Origin of the sequence: Bradyrhizobium sp. 62, assembly GCF_023073035.1 — a bacterium.
GTDB lineage: Bacteria > Pseudomonadota > Alphaproteobacteria > Rhizobiales > Xanthobacteraceae > Bradyrhizobium.
The window spans coordinates 37,159-55,096 of the sequence record NZ_JADPIT010000009.1 but is presented as its reverse complement, the minus strand read 5'-3'; the positions used below and the strand labels follow the sequence as shown (position 1 = coordinate 55,096).

Genomic DNA, 17,938 nt, shown 5'->3' with positions numbered 1-17,938 from the left:
CGACCGAGTAGGAATAGTGATAATAGCCTCCGCCGTTGGCACAGGACCCCATTGAGATCACGTAGCGCGGCTCGGGCATCTGGTCGTAGATCTTGCGAAACGCCGGCGCCATCTTGTTGGTGAGCGTGCCCGCGACGATGATCACGTCCGACTGGCGCGGTGATGCGCGTGGCGCGAATCCGAAGCGTTCGGCGTCGTAACGCGGCATCGACATCTGCATCATCTCGACCGCGCAGCAGGCGAGCCCGAACGTCATCCACATCAGCGAGCCGGTCCGCGCCCAGGTGATCAGCTCCTCCGCCGTCGCCGTGAAGAAGCCCTTGTCCCCAAGATCGTCGCGGATCGTCATGAAGAACGGATCGGAAGTGTTGTCCGGCCGTCCCTCGCCCGGCCGGCCAGATCCAGGCCGGCCAAGCGAAGGGCCTGAGCTGCCGACGTGCGGAAAATTGTTTGTCATTCGTGTCCCTGAGCGCTGCGGCCGTTTGGCGATGCGACCACCCGCTCCGGGAAACAGTGATTTGCATGCGGCGTTCCTGCGGCGGGAGGAGGATTTGCGTTCTGTTATCGCAGGTTAGCTTCGGGTCCGACGGCCGGAACCCGGCATTGGCGTCGTGGATCACCCTAGGAACGATCCACCGAAACTGCGGTTGGCGGCGACAGGGCCCCGTGAAATGGAGAAACATGAAATGACGAACGCAGCCCGCGATACATTCGTGGTTGGATTACGCAATGCGCATGCGATGGAAGTGCAAGCAAGAGAGCTGATGGAGCGCCAGTCGGAACGACTGGACGAATATCCCGAAGTCAAGGCCAAGGTTGCCGCCCACCTTCAAGAGACCAACGAGCAGCTGAAGCGGCTGGAGAGATGCCTGGAAGCTTGCGGCGAGAGTACCTCCAGCCTCAAGGATACGACGCAATCCATGATGGCGAACATGCAAGCGATGGCACACTCGGTGGCCGGCGACGAGATTCTCAAGAACACTTTCGCCAACAATGCCTTCGAGAATTTCGAGATCGCTGCCTACAAGTCTCTGCTCGCCCTCTGCGGCGCCGCCGGTTTCGCGGAGGCCAAGGAGCCGCTCGAGACATCGCTGAAGGAGGAGCAGCGCATGGCCGCCTGGATCGACTCAAACGTCGAGAAGGTGACAATGGAATATCTGGCGCATCAGCGCCAGGCGGCCTGATCGCACATCACACCCGCAAGGGCGAGACCAGCGGCTTCGGCCGCTGAGTCGCCTGCGTCCTCATATGGGCTCGCAGGACCGAAACCCTCTCATCCGCGTTTTGCTGCAATGGCGCACATCATCTTCAGCGACTACCGCAATCCTGCTGCCGAACAGGCCTATGAGATCGCATGGGACTTTCTGGCCCGCAGCGGGGCGATCCACGATGAGTTCGAGGCGTGCGTGTTTCTGGCTCAACGCATCACCATGATGGTCGAGGAAGGGCAGGCAAACCGAATCCGGATGGCCAATCGCGCGATCTCCGAATACCAGTACCATCTCGAGAACCTCTGCAAGCCGGCCCGTGGCGCGGCTGCTTCACGCGCTTGAGGGCTCGCGCGGGTTCGTGGGCTGTTACTGCCGATCTGCGATCGTGAGCTGGCCGCGTGCCCCGGTACGTCCGCTCCTCCGCGGTGCAATGGCCGGGACCAGTGCCGGCGCTTCGCCGGCCATGCGCATGGCGAAATAAGCAATCGTCGCGCGAAGACCATCCTTGAGCGCCACGCGCGGGCGCCACCCCAACGCCTTCACGGCCGTGTCAATGACGGGCTTGCGGCGCTTCGGATCGTCTTTCGGCAGCTCCTCGAACCGGAGCGGGGAGGCTGATTCCGTATACGCCAGCACGTCGCGCGCGATCGCCTCGATCGTAACCTCGTGCGGATTACCCAGGTTGCACGGTCCGGTGACTGACGATGGGCTCTCCATGAGCAACTGGAGGCCACGCACGAGATCGTCGACGAAGCAGAAGCTCCTGGTCTGCGTACCACCTCCATAGATCGTGATCGGCTCTCCGCGAAGCGCCTGCACGATGAAGTTGGAGACCACGCGCCCGTCGTTCTCCAGCATCCGGGGGCCGTAGGTGTTGAAGATGCGCGCGACCTTGATTTCGACCCCGTACATGCGATGGTAATCAAACATCAGCGTTTCCGCGGCCCGCTTGCCCTCGTCGTAGCAGGCCCGGGGTCCGATCGGATTGACGTTGCCGAGATAGGATTCCGGCTGCGGATGCACTTCGGGATCACCGTAGATCTCGCTGGTCGATGCCTGCAGGACCCGTGCGCCTTTGCGCTGCGCGAGCTCCAGCATGTTGATAGTGCCGAGCACGCAGGTCTTCATCGTGCCGACCGGATCTTTCTGATAATGACGGGGTGACGCCGGGCAGGCGAGGCTGTAGATCCGGTCGATGTCGCCCTCGATCTCGACGGGATCGCGTACGTCATGTTCGATGAAGCGAAAGTTCGGATGATTGAGCAGCGGCCGGATGTTGTCGATCCTTCCCGTAAACAGGTTGTCGAGGCAGATCACGGTGTGGCCGCGCTGCAAAAGCGCGTCGCAGAGGTGGGATCCGATGAAGCCGGCGCCTCCGGCCACCAGAACGGTGGGAGAGCGGCGGGACGCGTTGATGCGGGTCTGAACTGTCATGGTGCTGCCTTTCAGATTTGAGCGACCTGCATGGGACGCGAGGCGGGAAGTTGCGGGGGTTTCCGGCGGCGACGTACCGATGCCTCGGCATAGTAGGTCTCCACTTGCCGGGCGCGGTGGTCGGAGGTGTGGTCGGCCAGAACGCGGCGCCGCGCGTTTTCCGCGATCGTGCGCCTTTGCTCCTCGGGCATGTCGCGCAGGATCTCCACGACGTCGCGGGGGCTCGATGCGAGCAGGATTTCCCGGGAAGGCTCGAAGACGGTCTCGATTCCAGGCCACCGGTCCGAGATGACGGGCGTGCCGCACGCGGCCGCTTCGAAAAGCCGAACGCTGGGCGAGAAGCCGAGCGCGCGCATGTCGGCGCGGGTGGCGTTTAGCGTAAAGCGTTGCTGTGCGTAAAATCCCGGATGATGTCTGGGCGTGAGGTGTTCGATCCGGGCGACATTGGCGGGCCAGACCACCTCATCAGGATATTGCGCCCCGGCGACGACGAATTGCTCGCGTGACAGAGTGCGAGCAGGGGCGAGCAGCAACTCCTCCAGAACCGGTTGCCGGTCCTCGCTGTAGGTTCCGAGATAGCCCAGTGCCCATTTCTTCTCCGCGCGTTGCGGCGCGTAGATGTCGGTGTCGGCACTGCAATACAGCACCCGAGCCAACGGACTGCCATAGTTCTCCTCGATCATGCCGGGCACCGGGCCGCCGGCAAAGGACAGATAAAGGTCGAAGCGCGGGATCATCGCCGCGGAAAGGTAGCCCAGGCCCTGCTCGAGCTTCGCAAGCGTGACCGGCGTGTCGATGTCGTAGAAGGCGGTAATCCCCCGGGCGTGGGTCGTGATCCATTCGGAGATCGCGATGCCGTCAGGCACGTAGGAGCCGATGACCACCAGGTCGGCGTCGCGGATCATTTTGCCAAAGCGCTGCGGGATGTCCTTCAAGGATTGATAAAGCTCGACGGTCCAACCGGAAGGCTTGGCAAGATCACGATGCTCGCGATACCAGGGGACGTCGCGTTCCAGAAACGTGACGTGGTGACCTCGTCGTGCCAGGGCTTCGATCAGGGCGCGGTAGGTCGTGGCATGACCATTGCCCCAGGACGAAGTAACCGAAAGACCGACGACGACGATGGTGAGCTTCATTCTGCTGCCTCGATTCGCGAACTGCTTGCGGCAAAGAGATCGTTGAACTGGCGCGCGCGCTGCCGGTAGGTGTGATGGCTCAGAATGCGCGCACGAGCGCGCGCCGCGATCGCCTGAGCCCGGTCGGGGCGCAGTGCGGCAAGATGCTCGGCGACCTCCGTCCCGCTCGCGGCCACCAGCACCTCGCGATCTGGCTCGAGAAAATGATCGATGCCGTCCCACTGGTCGGTGATCAGACAGGCGCCGGCACCGATGGCTTCGAACACGCGCGTTGGCGGCGAGAAGCCGTAGCGCGCCATGCTGTCGCGATTGACGTTCAGCGTAGCCAGCCCGGAGCCGAAAAACGCGTTGTGGTCGCCGGTCCCGACATGCCCGACCTTGTGCAGATTGGCTGGCGTGTCTTTGGAGTCCCACCCCGAGCCACCGAGCACGAACGTCTTGTCGGGCAATTGGCGTGCGACATCGATGAAGAACCGCTCAACGCGCTGCTCGCGATCAGGGAGGCGGTTTGCCAGCAAGCTCAGATCGCAAGTGAAGTGCGTATTGGGCGGCGCCGGAAAGTGCGTGGCGGGGTCGAGCGCATTGTAGATTGGCACGCAGTCTCGCGCGCCGATGCCGCGATAAGCGGATATGACGGCATCGCCGCCGCCATAGGTCAGAACCATGTCGTAGGACCGGATCGCATGGCGCAGATGATGGTCTGGATTGTCCGCCACCGACTCCAGCGTCGCGGGGGCATCGACGTCCCAGTAGATGCGCATTGCATTCGACGGGATGTCGGCGACCGCGTTCTCCAGCTCCTGATCGAAGACGCCGACGCCGCTGGCCTTGACCAGCATGTCGGCCGAGCGGGCGGCTTCCTCAAGCGAGCTTCGCCAACCGTCGGTCGTCGCGGCATAGACCACCACCTTCGCCCAGTCTGGATCGTCGATGTCTCGATGAGCCTGGCGCTCGAAGGCATCGGGCTCGAAGAATGTGACGTCGTGGCCGAGCGCCGCGATCTCCTTCAACATGCCGCGGTAATAGGTGGCGGCACCGTTCCAGTAGGATGAGACGAGGCTGGATCCGAAGAAGCAGATCTTCATGCGGAGGCTCCGATATATCGCAGGGGCTGTGTGGAGTGGCGTGAGGCCCGGAGGTTCTGCACGATGCCGACAAGCTGTTCCGCCCGATGACGGCAGGTGTGATGCTCCTTGATCGTCCGGAGTCCGGTCTCCACCGTGGCGGACCATAAGTCCCGGTCATCGAGCAGCGCACGGAGCGCCCGCTTCATTTCGGTGCCGTCGGAAGCGCTGAGATAGGCACCTTCCGGGAACAGTCCTTCCGCGTCTGACCAGGGGGCCGAGACCAGTGGAATGCCGCACGCCATCGCCTCGAAGACGCGAATGGTCGGAATGCCCGGAAGCAAGCGGACATAGGGGCCGCGGGGGACGTGGACAGTCGCACGTGCGCCAGCGAAAGCAATGGGAGCCCAGTGCGCGGGCAGCCAGCCGCCATACCGAATACCTGCGGCTTGAATGGTGGCGAGGGCTGGGTCCGAATAGCGGACGCCATAGACCCCCGCGCGCAGCTTCAGCTCGGCCACGGGTTCGACCAGAAATTCGTTGAGCTCGGCACTGCGTTCGCCGTCGCCCCAATTGCCGATCCAGACGACATCGTCGGTGCGCTCGATATGCGGCAGCGGATGATACAGGGCGACATCGGCCGCCTCGTGCCAAGTAAAGGCCCGGTCGGCCCAGCCGAGCTTCAGATAGATTTGGCGAAGCACCTCGCCAAAGGCGAGCACACCGTCGAATCCGTCGAGGTCGAACTGCGCAAGTTCGTCCGGTGCGCTGACGGCGCGATGATGGGTGTCGTGGAACAGCAGCGTAAACGGAGCGCCGTGAGCCCGTCTCGATCCGATGTCTGCGATCAGATCAGGTGAATTCCATTCGTGGACGACGACGAGATCGGCGCCGTGCAGCGCCTCATCGAGATCAAGGGAGGCATCGTAGCGGCGGATGCCGATGCCGGGAAACAGCGTTGGAATATCCTCCATGGTCTGATTGCCACCCTCGCGGATCGCATTCAACCGGCTCCAGCCGTCGATCGGCTCGAACACGACGACCTCATGACCGAGCGCGTGAAGTTCGCGGGCATAACCGCGCAGGAAATGGGCATTGCCGTTGTTCCAGCAGGAGGTGAACGCGTGGTAGAACAGAACGCATTTCATGCACGGACCTCCATGGGGGCGGGCGCGTGATGGACGGCAAGCAGCTCCTCGTACAGGCTGAGATAGGCGCTCGTGGTTCGGGTCAGCGAGTAGGTCAGGGAATGCTCGAAGGCGGCACGTTGCAGCCGCACCCGCTCGCGATCGTCGGTGCACAGACCTGCGAGCGCTCGATGCAGCGCCTTGCTGTCGGTGGGATCGACGAACAGCGCGGCCCCACTCCATAATTCCTTAAAGGTCGGAATGTCGGACAGGACGAGGGCACATCCCGCGGCCGCGGCTTCCAGAACGGAGAGGCCGAACGGCTCATAGAGCGCGGGGCTGGCGAAGATGGCAGCGTGCTGCAAGTGCGCGCGCATGGCTTCGTGAGACAACTGCCCGAGCCAGGTGACGGAAGCCGAAGGGCACTCATCCGCCGGCCCGGCGACCTGAACGGGCCAGTCCAGTCCAGGCGCCGCGGCCGCCAGGACCTCGATGTTCTTGGCGCGGTCCCAGAGCCGGCCCGCTGCAAAGATCATGTCTTGCTTCCGTCCCGCGAGGCCCTGAGGCTCAATTCCATTCCAGATCACGATGCCGCGCGAGCGAGGCCGATAGATTTCCGCAATGTCATCGTGGAAGGACTGGCTGGGACAAACCCAGGCCTGTGCCGTGTCGAATGCGGCCGTCACCCGTTCGGTGTAGCCGCGCCATTTCGGTTCGCCGAGCCAGCTCGTATCGCGGCACGCGAGCCCCCAGGAGTTGACGCAGGAATGCGCGACGACCACCACTGGAGCGCGCCAGGCGAAGTTCGCTTCGCGAAAGCTGTTGAGGTGAACGACGTCAGGCCGGATTTTGGCTTCGAGCTTCGTAAGGACGCGCCTGGCCTGGGACAGATCTTGTCCTTCCGGATCCTGCCATTCGAGTGCAAGGTCCGTTTCGATCAGGCGGACCCGCGAGCCACCGAGCATCTCAAGCTGGCCGGCCCGCGCGCGCGGACCCATCGTCACCAGGGTGACGTCGGCCCCCTTCGCTGCAAGGGACGAAGCCAGAGATGACGAATAGGTCCAGACGCCTCCGACGGTATCGGTCGTCATAAGGATCCTGAGCTGCGAGCTGCGGCTCATGATGCCACCTGCAGTTCGAGAGCCTCGAGCGGGACCGGGCGATCGTTCTGCACATCGCTGAACTGGTCGAACATCGCGAGATAGTGCCGGTGTGCGCGTTCCCAGGCGAAATCGTCGGGCTCGCCCCACAGCTTCCGATAATCCGGCGAGCCGGGATAAGGATAGAGCGGGACCGGATCGTTGGCCCAGATGCCGGCATCCTGCATGGTGCGGCGCCAGCGCTGCACGATGGGATCCTCGTCCTCGGGCACTTCGATCAAATTGGCCTGCACGAAGGGGACGTGACGGCGCGCTTCGACCAGCCGTTCGGCGAGCTGGTCGGTCGTCATCTTGCAGTTCTTGGCGAGCGCGGCGCGGCCCTCGACCGTGAGGCTCTCGATGCCGGCTTCAATCGAGACGCAGCCGGCGCGGCCGAGCAGAGCCAGCATGTCCGGCTTCCAGAGGTCGATGCGGGTCTGCACCCCGAACTTCAGCCCGCGTGTGGCCAGCCCTTCCAGCAGTTCCTCGTTCGGAAGAAATATCTCGTCGATGAAATAGACATATTCGATGCCTTGACGGCGCAGGCCTTCGACCTCTTCGAGAACGATGGTGGCAGGCCGCTTGCGGTAGGCGTTGCGGAAGTTCTCCTTGGCGCAGAACGTGCAGTTGTACGGACATCCCCTGGACGCCTCGACCTCAGCGCCCGGCGCCTGCGGCCCGGCTTCGAAACGGTGGTGGTGATGGTGGTGCCGCCGGATCATCTCCTCCGGCCAGTCAAGCGGCGGCTGATCCTTGAATGCGACCGCCTGCGGGCCGCCATTGACGCGGAGCGAGGCGCCATCGGCAAAGCACAGGCCCGGAAAGTCCCGTTCGCCATTGGCGAGACGCAATAAGGAGGCCTCGCACTCGCCCATCACGACGATGTCGGTGCCGAGCTTTCGAAGCGCCGCTTTTGGCACGGTCGAGCCATGGGGGCCCACCGCGACGAGGATCGGAGCCAAGTCGCGCACCGCCCTCGCAAGCTCCTGCGGGACGCGGAGCTCGGGAGGGGCACAGCGCCAGAACAGATAGGTCGGTGCCGTCGTGATGACGATCTGGTCGGGGCCGAACGCGCGCAGCTCGGCTTCGATATCGGCGAGAGAAAGGTCAAACATGTGGGCGTCGAGCAGCAGCGTCTTGTGCCCGGCCGCCTTCAAATAATGCTCGGAGATCCCGAGTTCGAGCGGAAGGTGAGGGGATCGGCAGCCGAAATAGATGCTGCCGCCAAAATCCCAATTCGGGTTGATGAGGGCAACACGCGTCATGCCAGCGCCTCGCGGTTGCCTTGTGACGATCCGAACCGGCCGTCCAGCCAGGTGTGAAGGGATCGGAGGCCGTCTGCGAACGAAACCTGAGGCGCCCAGCCGAGCGCGCTGGAGAGCGCGCGCGTGTCGGTCACGTACCAGGGCTGATCCCCGGGCCTCCAATCGGCGAAGCGATAGGCCACCTTGCGGCCGGTCAGATCGGTGATGCGGTCGATCAATTCCAGCAGACTGATCGCGTTGGCCGGACCGCCGCCGAGATTGAAGACGCGTCCACGGGCGAGCGCGATGCCATCGAGCACGGCGAGCCAGGCCGAGACCGCGTCGGAGACGTGAAGCGCATCGCGGACCTGATGGCCGTCGCCATAGATCGTCAGCTCTTTGCTGCGGATGGTGCTCAGCAGGAAATGCGCGATCCAGCCCTGATCCTCGGTGCCGAATTGACGGGGCCCATAGATGCAGCTCATGCGCATCACCACGGTCTGCAGGCCGTACACCCGCGCATAGTCGTGGACGTATTGATCCGCCGTTCCCTTGGAGCATCCATAGGGACTGTAGAAGTCGAGCGGCGCATTTTCCGAGATGCCGGCGGCGAGCAGGCCGCTTGTCGGCGTGTAGCGGCGGCCGGTGAGCGCGATCTCGCCATCGTCGATCAGGCGTCCGTAGACCTTGTTAGTCGAGGCGAACACCACCGGCGCGGCGTTGTTGTGGAGGCGCACGGCTTCGAGCACGTTCAATGTGCCCCGCGCGTTGATCTCGAAATCGGCGGCCGGATCGCTCACGCTGTCGGTGACGGCGACCTGGGCGGCCAGGTGCAGCACGGCGCGGGCTTCGCGTACGGCGTCGATCACCGGGATCGGCTCGCGAATGTCGGCCACGGTGATTGTGACCCGGTCGCCATGCCGGGACTTCAGCCACTGCGCATTCTCCCGCACGCCGGCGCGGGCGAGGTTATCCAGGATCAGCACCGGCTCGCCGCGCTCCGCGAGGCGGTCGGCAAGGTTGCACCCGATAAACCCGCAGCCGCCGGTGATCAGGACGGGTCTGTTGTCTCGTTCACTCATCACGCGACCAATCCTCGTTGCTGCAGCTCCTTGGTGGCCCGCTCCGCCTGATCGTCAGCGATCTGGTCGGCGAGATATTCCGCCAGCTCTTCGAGCCCATCCCTGAATGCGACGCGAGGCTCGAAGCCGAGCACGTCGCGGGATTTTCCCATGTCGGCGAAGCAGTGCCGGATATCTCCTGCGCGATATTTCCGCGTCAGCTCGGGCGCAATGTCGCGGCGCCCCATGACTTCGGCCAGATCCTCCGCGACCGACAGAATGGTGCGGCTCTGGCCGGAGCCGACGTTGAAGACGTCCTGCGCGTGCTCCGCCTCCAGCGCCATCCGGCAGGCGCGGGCGACGTCATGGACATGGACGAAGTCGCGGCGCTGCCGGCCGTCCTCGAAGACGAGGGGAGGGCGGCCGTTGAGCAGCCGGGCGGCAAAGATGGCCAGCACGCCGGTATACGGATTGGACAGCGCCTGACGCGGCCCGAACGCATTGAAGAAGCGTAGCGCCACCGTCGGGATGCCATAAGCCTTTCCTGTGATCAGGCACATGCGCTCCTGCGCATATTTATTGAGCGCATAGATCGAGCTCAGCGAAGGTTGCTTTGTCTCCGGCGTAGGGACGGGATCGAGCGGTTTGCCGGCTGCATCGCGCAGCTCCCAATCGCCGCGGCGAAGCTGCTCGACCGCCCGCTCCTCGCAGGCGACCACGCTCTGATCGGCGCTCCGGTAGAGGCCCTCGCCGTAAATACTCATGGACGAGGCCACCACGAGCCGCGCGACCGGGCGCTTGGACAATGTCTGCAACAGCACGGCGGTGCCGAGCTCGTTGGTCCTGACATAAGGTTCGATGTCGTACATGCTCTGGCCGACGCCGACTGCTGATGCGAGATGCAGGACCATGTCGGTGCTGCGCAACGCATGATCGACCGCGAGAGCGTCGGTGACGTCACCGACGACGAGCTCCGCGTCTTTGGCAAGATAAGCGGGACGCTGGCGGTTGCCTCCGTGGACCTGCGGCGAGAGATTGTCGAGCAGGCGGACTTCATAGCCGGCCGCCAGCAGCGCGTCGGCCGCATGCGATCCGATGAATCCCGCACCTCCAGTGATCAATACTCGCGTCATTCACCGCTCCGTGCCGCCGTGAGATCGATCCTGCGGGATCAATCCGTGATGAGAATGAAAGCGCGCTGCTGTTCTGGTCGGGCGACCGGCGCGCCAGTCACATTTGGGAGTAGAAGCGATGCAAGGAATGTTCGTTCCTGCGAAACCTACAAACGAATATTTCTCTAACCTGGATCAATAACCCAGGTGAATCTGCCGGGTGCAGCGGACTAGAAATGCACGCCGTGACCTGGCGCCCGCAGTTCGAGATACCTCGCGACCGCTGCGCCGATGTCCGCAAATCCGGCGCGCTTGCCGATCGAAGAAGTTGAGCGCGGGCTCCATGCCAAAATCGGCACTTGTTCCCGCGTGTGGTCGGTACCGCTCCAGGTCGGGTCGCAACCATGATCGGCCGTGATGATCAGGAAATCATCGTCGCGCAGGCGGTTCAGCAGATCCGGAACGCGCGCATCGAATGTTTCGAGCGCCGCTGCATAGCCCGCGACTTCGCGACGATGGCCGTACAGAGTGTCGAAATCGATGAAGTTGGCAAACAACATCCCGCCCTCTCCGAGAGAAGCCAGCCCATTGAGCGTGGCATCGAACAGCGCCTGGTTGCCATCGCCGCGCAGGTTCCTCCCGGTCCCGCGATGAGCGAAGATGTCGTCGATCTTTCCGATCGTGACGATGTCACGGCCTGCGCTTTCGGCAAGATCGAGGATCGTCCGCTCCGGCGGCGGGACGGAAAAGTCCTTCCTGTGCGATGTCCGCTTGAAGCCACCTGCCGACGTACCGATGAAGGGACGTGCGATGACGCGCCCGATGTTGAGGGGATCGACCAGTCCGCGGGCAATGCGGCAGACCTCATAGAGGCGTTCGAGTCCGAACGTCTCCTCGTGCGCTGCGACCTGAAACACGCTGTCGGCCGATGTATAGCAGATCGGTTCGCCCATTCTGATGTGATGCTCGCCGAATTCGGCGATGATCTCTGTGCCGGAGGCGTGACAATTCCCGAGGATGCCGGGCAATCGCGCCTGTTCGCACAGGCGCTCCATCAGGTCGCGCGGGAAGCACGGCTTGGTTCTTGGAAAATAGCCCCAGTCGAACGGCACCGGAACGCCGGCGATCTCCCAATGACCGGATGGTGTGTCCTTGCCTTTGGAGATCTCGCTCGCACAGCCAAATCGCGCGTGCTCAGGACGGCCATCCAGCCCCGGCGGCACGCGCCCGGTGGCGAGACGGCAAGCCTCGCCAAGTCCGAGCGCAACCAGATTAGGAAGCCGAAGCGGCCCCTCCCGGCTGGGTCCGTCGGCAGTGCCGGCCATGCACATGTCAGCAATGTGGCCGACGGTATCGGCACCCTCGTCGCCGTAATTGATGGCATCGGGCGCGGCGCCGATCCCGACGGAGTCCATCACCAGGATCAGGGCACGCATGTCGGCTCCGAGATGGCCGGGCGCGAAGACACTGCGGACGGCGCGAGTCCGGTTTTCGCGCAATAGCGTTCGACCATCTTTGCGCAGAAATCCGCGAACTCGTTGACGTCGAGCGGCGGGCTGGTGTGATGAGGCTCGATACCCCGATGTTCCGGGGTGAAGCAGAAGGTCACCGTGACCTGAAACTCGGCCAGCGCGTCCATCTGCCGATCGAACCAGGCGAGCGCATTGGGACGGAAGCTGTCGGCCCAGGACAGGCCAGTCCTGAGATGCTGCACGCCGAGCCGGCGCATCCAGCGCACGGCGTCGTCGAGGCGGTGGTCCTCGAAGTGAAACCACTGGCACAGGCCCATCGCAGGTGCATATTGGCTGAACAGGCCCGCGGCAGCTTTCGGCGTGCCGTCCTCGCGCAGCAGCCCCATGTGGAAATGCCGATAGTAGGAGGAACCTTCAGCTTCCTTGTGCCGCGTCGTCGCCTCCCAACTGGAAGGAAGATCGTAGAGGCTGTACCAGTGAATCCGCGGCGCCCGGCCAGTCAACAGCTCGGCGGTCCGCGTCAGTCCCCAGGCCTGCACCTCCTCGGCACCGAAGGACGAGACTCCCACCTCGCTCACCCACACCGGCAGCGAAGTGACGGCCTTGATCTCGTCGATCTTGGCCGGCCATTCTGCGATCTGCCACAGGTTCCAGTCCAGCGGAAAGCCGTGCACGGCCACGGCATCGACATGATCGAGCACGCCGCGCGCCTGCATGTTGCGGATGAAGGACGGATCGATCGGCGATATGCCGCCGAGCACACGCGGGAGTGTGGGATGCGCGCTGCGGATCGCCTTTCCCGCAGCGAGCGCCAGGCTCGCGAACATGGTCCAATCCGGATCGATCAGGATGTCCCAGTGCGACTTGTTGTTGGGCTCGTTCCAGATCTTGGCGGCTTCGATCATCGGCCGGTCTCCCGCGACGGATAGACCGGACCTTCCGCCTGCGGCCTTGCTACCCGCTTGCATAGATAGACTTCGTCTTCCGGATGCGCCGCGATCGCAAAGCCGGCGCTGCGCAGCATGGCTTCGGCGCAGGCGCGGTTCGGCACCCACCAATTGGTGGGGTCGTCGGCATATTTGTTCTCGATGAAGTGCAGCTTTGGATAGCCCGGGGAATCGAACTGATCGGTGGTCCAGAAGTCGTAGTTCTTGTCGACGCAATCCACGCGGCTGTCGCCGCGCTGCATCGACTGGAACAGCAGGAGATCGCCGGCCACGTGCTCGTGGATCAGATCGAGTGCCAGCAGAGGGTGCCGGAGGTGGTAGAGCACGCCCATGAAGATCACGAGATCGAACTTTTCGCGCAGCTGTCCGACGTCGTAGGCTGACATCTTGCGGAATTCGATCCTGAGCCCGTTCACCTCGGCCGCGAAGCGGGCTTGTGCGAGATATTCGTCGTCAGTGTCCAGGCCGAGGACGCGCTCGGCGCCGCGCCGCTTCATCTCCATGGCGTAGAAACCGGCGTTGCAGCCGATATCGAGCACGGTCTTGCCCTCGAGGCGGTCCGGGATGATCCCGGAAAAGCGGCGCCATTTCACGTTGGGATAGTCGCCGAGAAAGTGTGAAGGCGCGGTCGGGACGCCGTTCAGGTCCAGATTGTGAAACCATGGCCCGAGCGCGTCGACGCGCTGGCGGATTTCCTCGCGGGAGAGGGCGCCTCTGCTCATGCGGTCACTCCATTGTTCATTGCGTGGGCCGGGCGGGCCGCCTCCGGCGAACCGCCGGCCAGCAGTCGAGAGCGTCCGTTCCCGACGGAGCTTTCGGCGAGCAACGCCATTGCCGTCCGGTAGCCGTCGATGGTGCCGACGTCGACATAGGATTCGCCGGCCTTGACGCCGAGACCCTGGCCGCCGGCCGCGATGTAGGCGTTGACGAGCGTCCCGAAATATTCATCCCGGCGCTCGCGCTTCGTCCACAGCGACTGTAGCTCGCGAAATCCGTTGCCGGACATCTTGAAGGCGCCCCATATCCATTTCGACGCCGCATCCGGCTGCTTGACCTGGATCTCCGTGACGCGATCCCCGTCGAGCACGACGGCATCGAAGAACTCGGGGTGTTCGACCGGAAACAGCAGAAACGACAGGTCAGCGGCCGGCAGCGCCTGCAGGGCGGCCTTTGGGAACCAGACGGTATCCGGAAGTCCGACCAGGATGTCTTCGTTGTGGCCAACCACCGTGCCCGCCCTGAACACGGCATCGCACAGCCCCGACGCATCGGGCTGCACAACATAGGCGAGTTGAGCGCTGCCGTAATGATCGCCGAAATATTCGAGGATGTCCGATTTGCCGGGGGAAATCACGAAGCAGATCTTGTCGGCACCCCCAAGGATCAGCCGCTCCAGCAGATATTCGGAGACGGCGCATGGACGATCGATGCCGTCGTCCCGTTGGCTTCCGACCGGAAGCAATTCCTTGGAGAAGGCGAGCGGCTGGATGCGGCTGCCGCGGCCCCCGGCCGGAACGATGCCCCACATGATCAGGCCTCCTCGGGTTGCTGTCGGCGCGCGCCGAGGGATGCCGTCTGCTCAAGCAGCGAAATCAGCTCGGCAGCGCGCTTGTCGGATGTGTGCTGATCCATGGTCCGCTCATATGCGCGCCCGGCGATGTGCTGAAGGTCGGCGTCGGCCATCGTCAACGCAGCAAGCGTGTCCTTCGCATCATGTGCGATCAGGATTTCCTGGCCGGGTACAAAGAATTCATCGAGTCCCGGCCAGTCGTCGCTGAGGAGCGGGGCCTTGCAGGCAGCGGCTTCGAACAGGCGGCCGGAGGGACACCAGCCCATCTCCGCCATGGCGCGGCGCGTGACGTTGAGCGTCAGCCGGGACGACGCAAAGAACGACGCGTGCTCAGACGGCGGCAAGTGCTGCACGAAGTAAATGTTTGGCGACCAGGGAAAATCTTCCGGGTACTGTGCACCCCCGATCAGGAAACGCCGATCCTGCCTGTTGCGTGCGGGTTCGACGAACAGAGCCTCGAGCGCGCGCTGGCGATCCTGCGAATATGTGCCGAGATAGGACAGATCCGCACGGTAATGCGGCTGCGACGACACCGGTCGATGGGTGTCCGTATCGACATGGCCGTAGAGCGGGCGGACATTGCCGGCGCCGAGCCTGTCGCGAAATTCGTTGCAGATGCGTGGACCGCCGGTGAAGCTCAGGACCAGGGCGAAATCCCGCAGGCCCCGCGGCCCGATATAGGGAACGGCCTCGCCGGCCATGAGCTTCGCCAGCGTGACCGGCGTGTCGAGGTCGTAGAACACGGGCACCGCGTGGCCCTCGGACAGGGCAAGTTCCGTCGCGGCGATCGCGTCGGGACAATAGGAGGTCACGATCGCGACATCGGCATCACGAATGTCGCTGCGCGCCAAAGGAAGTACATCGTCCCAGTTCGAGAACAGGCGCAATTGGCCGCCGGGCACTTCGTGCAAATCCCGCGCGCCGGCGTAATAGGGAACGTCGCGCTCGAAAAAGACGACGTTGTGGCCGGCTCGCGCGAGATGCTTGCAAAGCCCTCGCCACAAGGTGGCGTGACCGTTGCCCCAGGATGAGGAAATTGTCAGGCCGAAAATCACGATCTTCACGCTGGCACCCGCTGATTGATCCCGGTGATCTTGAGTCCGCGATTGTCCACGCTGAGGGTGCTGACGCTGCCGGGGTCGATCTCGATCGAGAGGAAGTCGTCCAGCTCTTTCCGGGAATAATGCAGCAGCGCCGCGCGGATCGGTTCGGCGTGGCTGACGGCGACGACGACCGTGCCGCTACCATGATCGTTGCGCAGCTGCTCCAGATGGGCGACGACGCGCCTCTGGAGCGACCGCATGCTTTCGCCGCCCGGCGGGCGGTTCGTTCCGCGTTGTTCGTTCCAGCGCGACCATCGGGGGTCTCGGGCGAGTGCCTCGAACGACAGTCCGGTCCATTCGCCGTAGTCGAGCTCGTCGAGTGCCGGCACGATCTCCACCGGCAAGCCGAAGCGTGCGGCCAGGATGCAGGCCGACTGCATGCAGCGCCGCTGCGGGCTCGACTGAACCATGTTCGGCGGCGGCGTGAAGGTATCGGCACATCGCGCGATTTCCTCGCAGCCGAGATCATCGAGCTCTACGCCTTTCATCCGGCCACAGAGAGTGCGGCCGAGCAGGGCATGATGCCCGTGGCGGATCAGATGAATGATGTTCGCCATCAGGTGTACGCCTTGTCGTCGATGAAGGCGCGCGTTCGCCGTCCGGCTTCCTCGTCCGGGAACTGCTGAGGCGGCGACTTCATGAAATAGCTCGAGGGGCCCGTCAGCGCGCCGGCTTGCCCGCGGTCCATGGCAAGCTTGGCGCAGCGGACCGCGTCGATCACGACGCCCGCCGAGTTTGGAGAGTCCCAGACCTCGAGCTTGACTTCCGCGCTCAAGGGAACACCGCCGAACGTCGTGCCCTCCAGGCGGATAAAGGCCAGCTTGCGGTCGGTCAGCCACGGCACATGGTCGCTCGGGCCGACATGGATATTATCGGCATCCATGGGCACGTCGAACTGGCTGGTCACGGCCTGGGTTTTGGAGATCTTCTTTGATGTGAGCCGCTCGCGCTCGAGCATGTTCTTGAAATCGGTGTTGCCGCCGACGTTGAGCTGGTAGGTTCTGTCCAGCCGCACGCCACGTTCGCGGAAGAGATTGGCGAGCACACGGTGCAGAATGGTGGCGCCGACCTGGCTCTTGATGTCGTCGCCGACGATCGGCAGGCCTGCATCCTCGAATCGCCGCCGCCAGTCGGGATTCGAGGCAATGAAGACCGGGATGCAATTGACGTAGCCGCAGCCGGCCTCGATCGCGCGCGCGGCGTAAAATTCGCTCGCGCGCTGCGAACCGACGGGAAGATAGGACACAAGCACGTCCGTGCGCGAGGTCGCGAGCACTTCGGAGACGTCGGCTTCCGGGACATCCGCGATCGGGACGTCGTCCTTGAGATAATGGCCGACGCCGTCCATGACCGGGCCGCGTTGGACCATGACGCCGGTGGCTGCGACGTCGGAGAAGCGGTGCGTATTGTTCGGCGCTGCGAAGATCGCCTCGGCCACGTCGCGTCCGACCTTGCCGGCATGGACGTCAAAAGCCGACGCGACCTGAATGTCGCTGATGTGGTAGCCGCCGAGATCGGCGTTCATCAGCCCAGGCACCGGCTCGTTCGATTTGGCGTCCCGGTAATAGGAGAGCCCCTGAACGAAGGAGCTCGCACAATTGCCGACACCGACGATGCCGACGCGCACGCGCCGCCTGTCCTGAAGACGAGAATGCATGGATCGAGGCCCTCCGGAAGACGTGCAGCGTTGAGGCATGCAGTGTTGAAGACTTGCAGTGTTGACGTAAGTACGTCGGCGAACGTGAGGAACGTATGTTCGTTCCTGAACTCACGGCACTATGTCCGCCTCACGTCGGATTTCGGCCGAAAAAATTTCACGCGCTTAACCTGGGATAGAATCCCGGGCAGTTTGGCGGGAACGAAACGCTTCCATGATGAAGATGAAGAAGATGATGCTTTGAGAGAGTCCGGCCTACGAAAGAACAAATCCTCGCGTCCGGCGTTCACGGCGAAACAGTCTGACGCGAGGGCCGATCCGTCGCTCGCTCCTTGTCAGGAATCGAGGTGTCACATGTCATCCAAATCACAAACCAGCGAAGCCCAGCAGACCACCAGCCATGACGTGATCCGGAAATGGGCGGAGGAACGCGGCGGAAAGCCCGCGACGGTCAAGGCTACCGAGGAGGACGGACACGCCGGCATCCTGCGCATCGATTTCGATCCGCCCGACGAAGGGCTCGACCGGATCAGCTGGGACGAATTCTTCGCCAAGTTCGACGAGACCCGCATTGCGTTCCTCCACCAGGACCGCACCAAGGACGGAAAGCCGAGCCGCTTTCACAAATTCGTTCGGCGTTGATCGGATCACCGCGGGTGTC

The 17,938-nt window shown here is 63.5% G+C and carries 19 protein-coding genes; 3 read left to right on the top strand and 16 right to left on the bottom strand.

Features of this window, described 5'->3' with window-relative positions; genetic code table 11:
- A partial coding sequence (nuoB, locus tag IVB47_RS03755; protein WP_276576858.1) for an NADH-quinone oxidoreductase subunit NuoB occupies positions 1-457 on the bottom strand: 457 nt, incomplete at its 3' end.
- 229 nt (positions 458-686) lie between these two features.
- Here nuoB and IVB47_RS03750 point away from each other — a divergent pair.
- Complete coding sequence (locus IVB47_RS03750) at positions 687-1,184, top strand: ferritin-like domain-containing protein (RefSeq protein WP_026234016.1); 498 nt, start codon at positions 687-689, stop codon at positions 1,182-1,184.
- A 108-nt stretch (positions 1,185-1,292) separates the two neighbouring features.
- Complete coding sequence (locus tag IVB47_RS03745; protein ID WP_247290808.1) at positions 1,293-1,553, top strand: hypothetical protein; 261 nt, start codon at positions 1,293-1,295, stop codon at positions 1,551-1,553.
- Between the two features lie 24 nt (positions 1,554-1,577).
- Here the strand turns inward: IVB47_RS03745 and IVB47_RS03740 are convergent, their stop codons facing one another.
- The 15 genes from IVB47_RS03740 to IVB47_RS03670 all read right to left on the bottom strand — a co-directional run bounded on the left by IVB47_RS03740 (position 1,578) and on the right by IVB47_RS03670 (position 17,277).
- A complete protein-coding gene (locus tag IVB47_RS03740) occupies positions 1,578-2,645 on the bottom strand; it encodes a UDP-glucuronic acid decarboxylase family protein (RefSeq protein WP_027566456.1) in 1,068 nt (355 codons plus the stop codon).
- Positions 2,646-2,656: 11 nt separating this feature from the next.
- On the bottom strand, positions 2,657-3,781 hold the full coding sequence (locus tag IVB47_RS03735; protein ID WP_247459949.1) for a glycosyltransferase: 1,125 nt from the start codon (positions 3,779-3,781) through the stop codon (positions 2,657-2,659).
- On the bottom strand, positions 3,778-4,866 hold the full coding sequence (locus IVB47_RS03730) for a glycosyltransferase (protein WP_247459948.1): 1,089 nt from the start codon (positions 4,864-4,866) through the stop codon (positions 3,778-3,780). Before IVB47_RS03730 ends, IVB47_RS03735 begins: the two co-directional genes overlap by 4 nt.
- A complete protein-coding gene (locus tag IVB47_RS03725; protein WP_247459947.1) occupies positions 4,863-5,993 on the bottom strand; it encodes a glycosyltransferase in 1,131 nt (376 codons plus the stop codon). Before IVB47_RS03725 ends, IVB47_RS03730 begins: the two co-directional genes overlap by 4 nt.
- Positions 5,990-7,093: a glycosyltransferase family 4 protein gene (locus IVB47_RS03720; RefSeq protein ID WP_247459946.1), complete on the bottom strand. Its 1,104-nt coding sequence runs from the start codon at positions 7,091-7,093 to the stop codon at positions 5,990-5,992. Before IVB47_RS03720 ends, IVB47_RS03725 begins: the two co-directional genes overlap by 4 nt.
- Positions 7,090-8,376, bottom strand: coding sequence for a TIGR04295 family B12-binding domain-containing radical SAM protein (locus tag IVB47_RS03715; RefSeq protein WP_247358994.1), 1,287 nt, complete (start codon positions 8,374-8,376; stop codon positions 7,090-7,092). Before IVB47_RS03715 ends, IVB47_RS03720 begins: the two co-directional genes overlap by 4 nt.
- Positions 8,373-9,437: a GDP-mannose 4,6-dehydratase gene (locus IVB47_RS03710; RefSeq protein ID WP_027566462.1), complete on the bottom strand. Its 1,065-nt coding sequence runs from the start codon at positions 9,435-9,437 to the stop codon at positions 8,373-8,375. The genes IVB47_RS03715 and IVB47_RS03710 overlap by 4 nt, the downstream gene beginning before the upstream one ends.
- Positions 9,437-10,549: an NAD-dependent epimerase/dehydratase family protein gene (locus tag IVB47_RS03705; RefSeq protein ID WP_247459945.1), complete on the bottom strand. Its 1,113-nt coding sequence runs from the start codon at positions 10,547-10,549 to the stop codon at positions 9,437-9,439. The genes IVB47_RS03710 and IVB47_RS03705 overlap by 1 nt, the downstream gene beginning before the upstream one ends.
- A 209-nt stretch (positions 10,550-10,758) precedes the next feature.
- Positions 10,759-11,964 (bottom strand): phosphopentomutase, encoded by a 1,206-nt coding sequence (locus IVB47_RS03700; protein WP_247459917.1) that lies wholly within the window; start codon positions 11,962-11,964, stop codon positions 10,759-10,761.
- The gene (locus IVB47_RS03695; RefSeq protein ID WP_247358999.1) at positions 11,952-12,905 is read right to left on the bottom strand and encodes a beta-xylosidase; all 954 of its coding nucleotides are present in this window, start codon (positions 12,903-12,905) and stop codon (positions 11,952-11,954) included. The genes IVB47_RS03700 and IVB47_RS03695 overlap by 13 nt, the downstream gene beginning before the upstream one ends.
- A complete protein-coding gene (locus tag IVB47_RS03690) occupies positions 12,902-13,669 on the bottom strand; it encodes a TIGR04290 family methyltransferase (RefSeq protein WP_247359001.1) in 768 nt (255 codons plus the stop codon). The genes IVB47_RS03695 and IVB47_RS03690 overlap by 4 nt, the downstream gene beginning before the upstream one ends.
- The gene (locus tag IVB47_RS03685; RefSeq protein ID WP_247459915.1) at positions 13,666-14,475 is read right to left on the bottom strand and encodes a nucleotidyltransferase family protein; all 810 of its coding nucleotides are present in this window, start codon (positions 14,473-14,475) and stop codon (positions 13,666-13,668) included. The genes IVB47_RS03690 and IVB47_RS03685 overlap by 4 nt, the downstream gene beginning before the upstream one ends.
- A gap of 2 nt (positions 14,476-14,477) precedes the next feature.
- The gene (locus IVB47_RS03680; RefSeq protein WP_247436229.1) at positions 14,478-15,581 is read right to left on the bottom strand and encodes a glycosyltransferase; all 1,104 of its coding nucleotides are present in this window, start codon (positions 15,579-15,581) and stop codon (positions 14,478-14,480) included.
- Positions 15,578-16,177, bottom strand: a complete 600-nt coding sequence (locus tag IVB47_RS03675; RefSeq protein WP_247436232.1) for a histidine phosphatase family protein — start codon at positions 16,175-16,177, stop codon at positions 15,578-15,580. The genes IVB47_RS03680 and IVB47_RS03675 overlap by 4 nt, the downstream gene beginning before the upstream one ends.
- Entirely contained in the window at positions 16,177-17,277 is a 1,101-nt protein-coding gene (locus IVB47_RS03670) for an inositol-3-phosphate synthase (RefSeq protein WP_247436235.1), read from the bottom strand. Before IVB47_RS03670 ends, IVB47_RS03675 begins: the two co-directional genes overlap by 1 nt.
- Before the next feature lie 354 nt (positions 17,278-17,631).
- Here IVB47_RS03670 and IVB47_RS03665 point away from each other — a divergent pair, with 354 nt between their 5' ends.
- Positions 17,632-17,919: a hypothetical protein gene (locus IVB47_RS03665; protein ID WP_247459912.1), complete on the top strand. Its 288-nt coding sequence runs from the start codon at positions 17,632-17,634 to the stop codon at positions 17,917-17,919.
- Positions 17,920-17,938 lie beyond the last annotated feature (19 nt).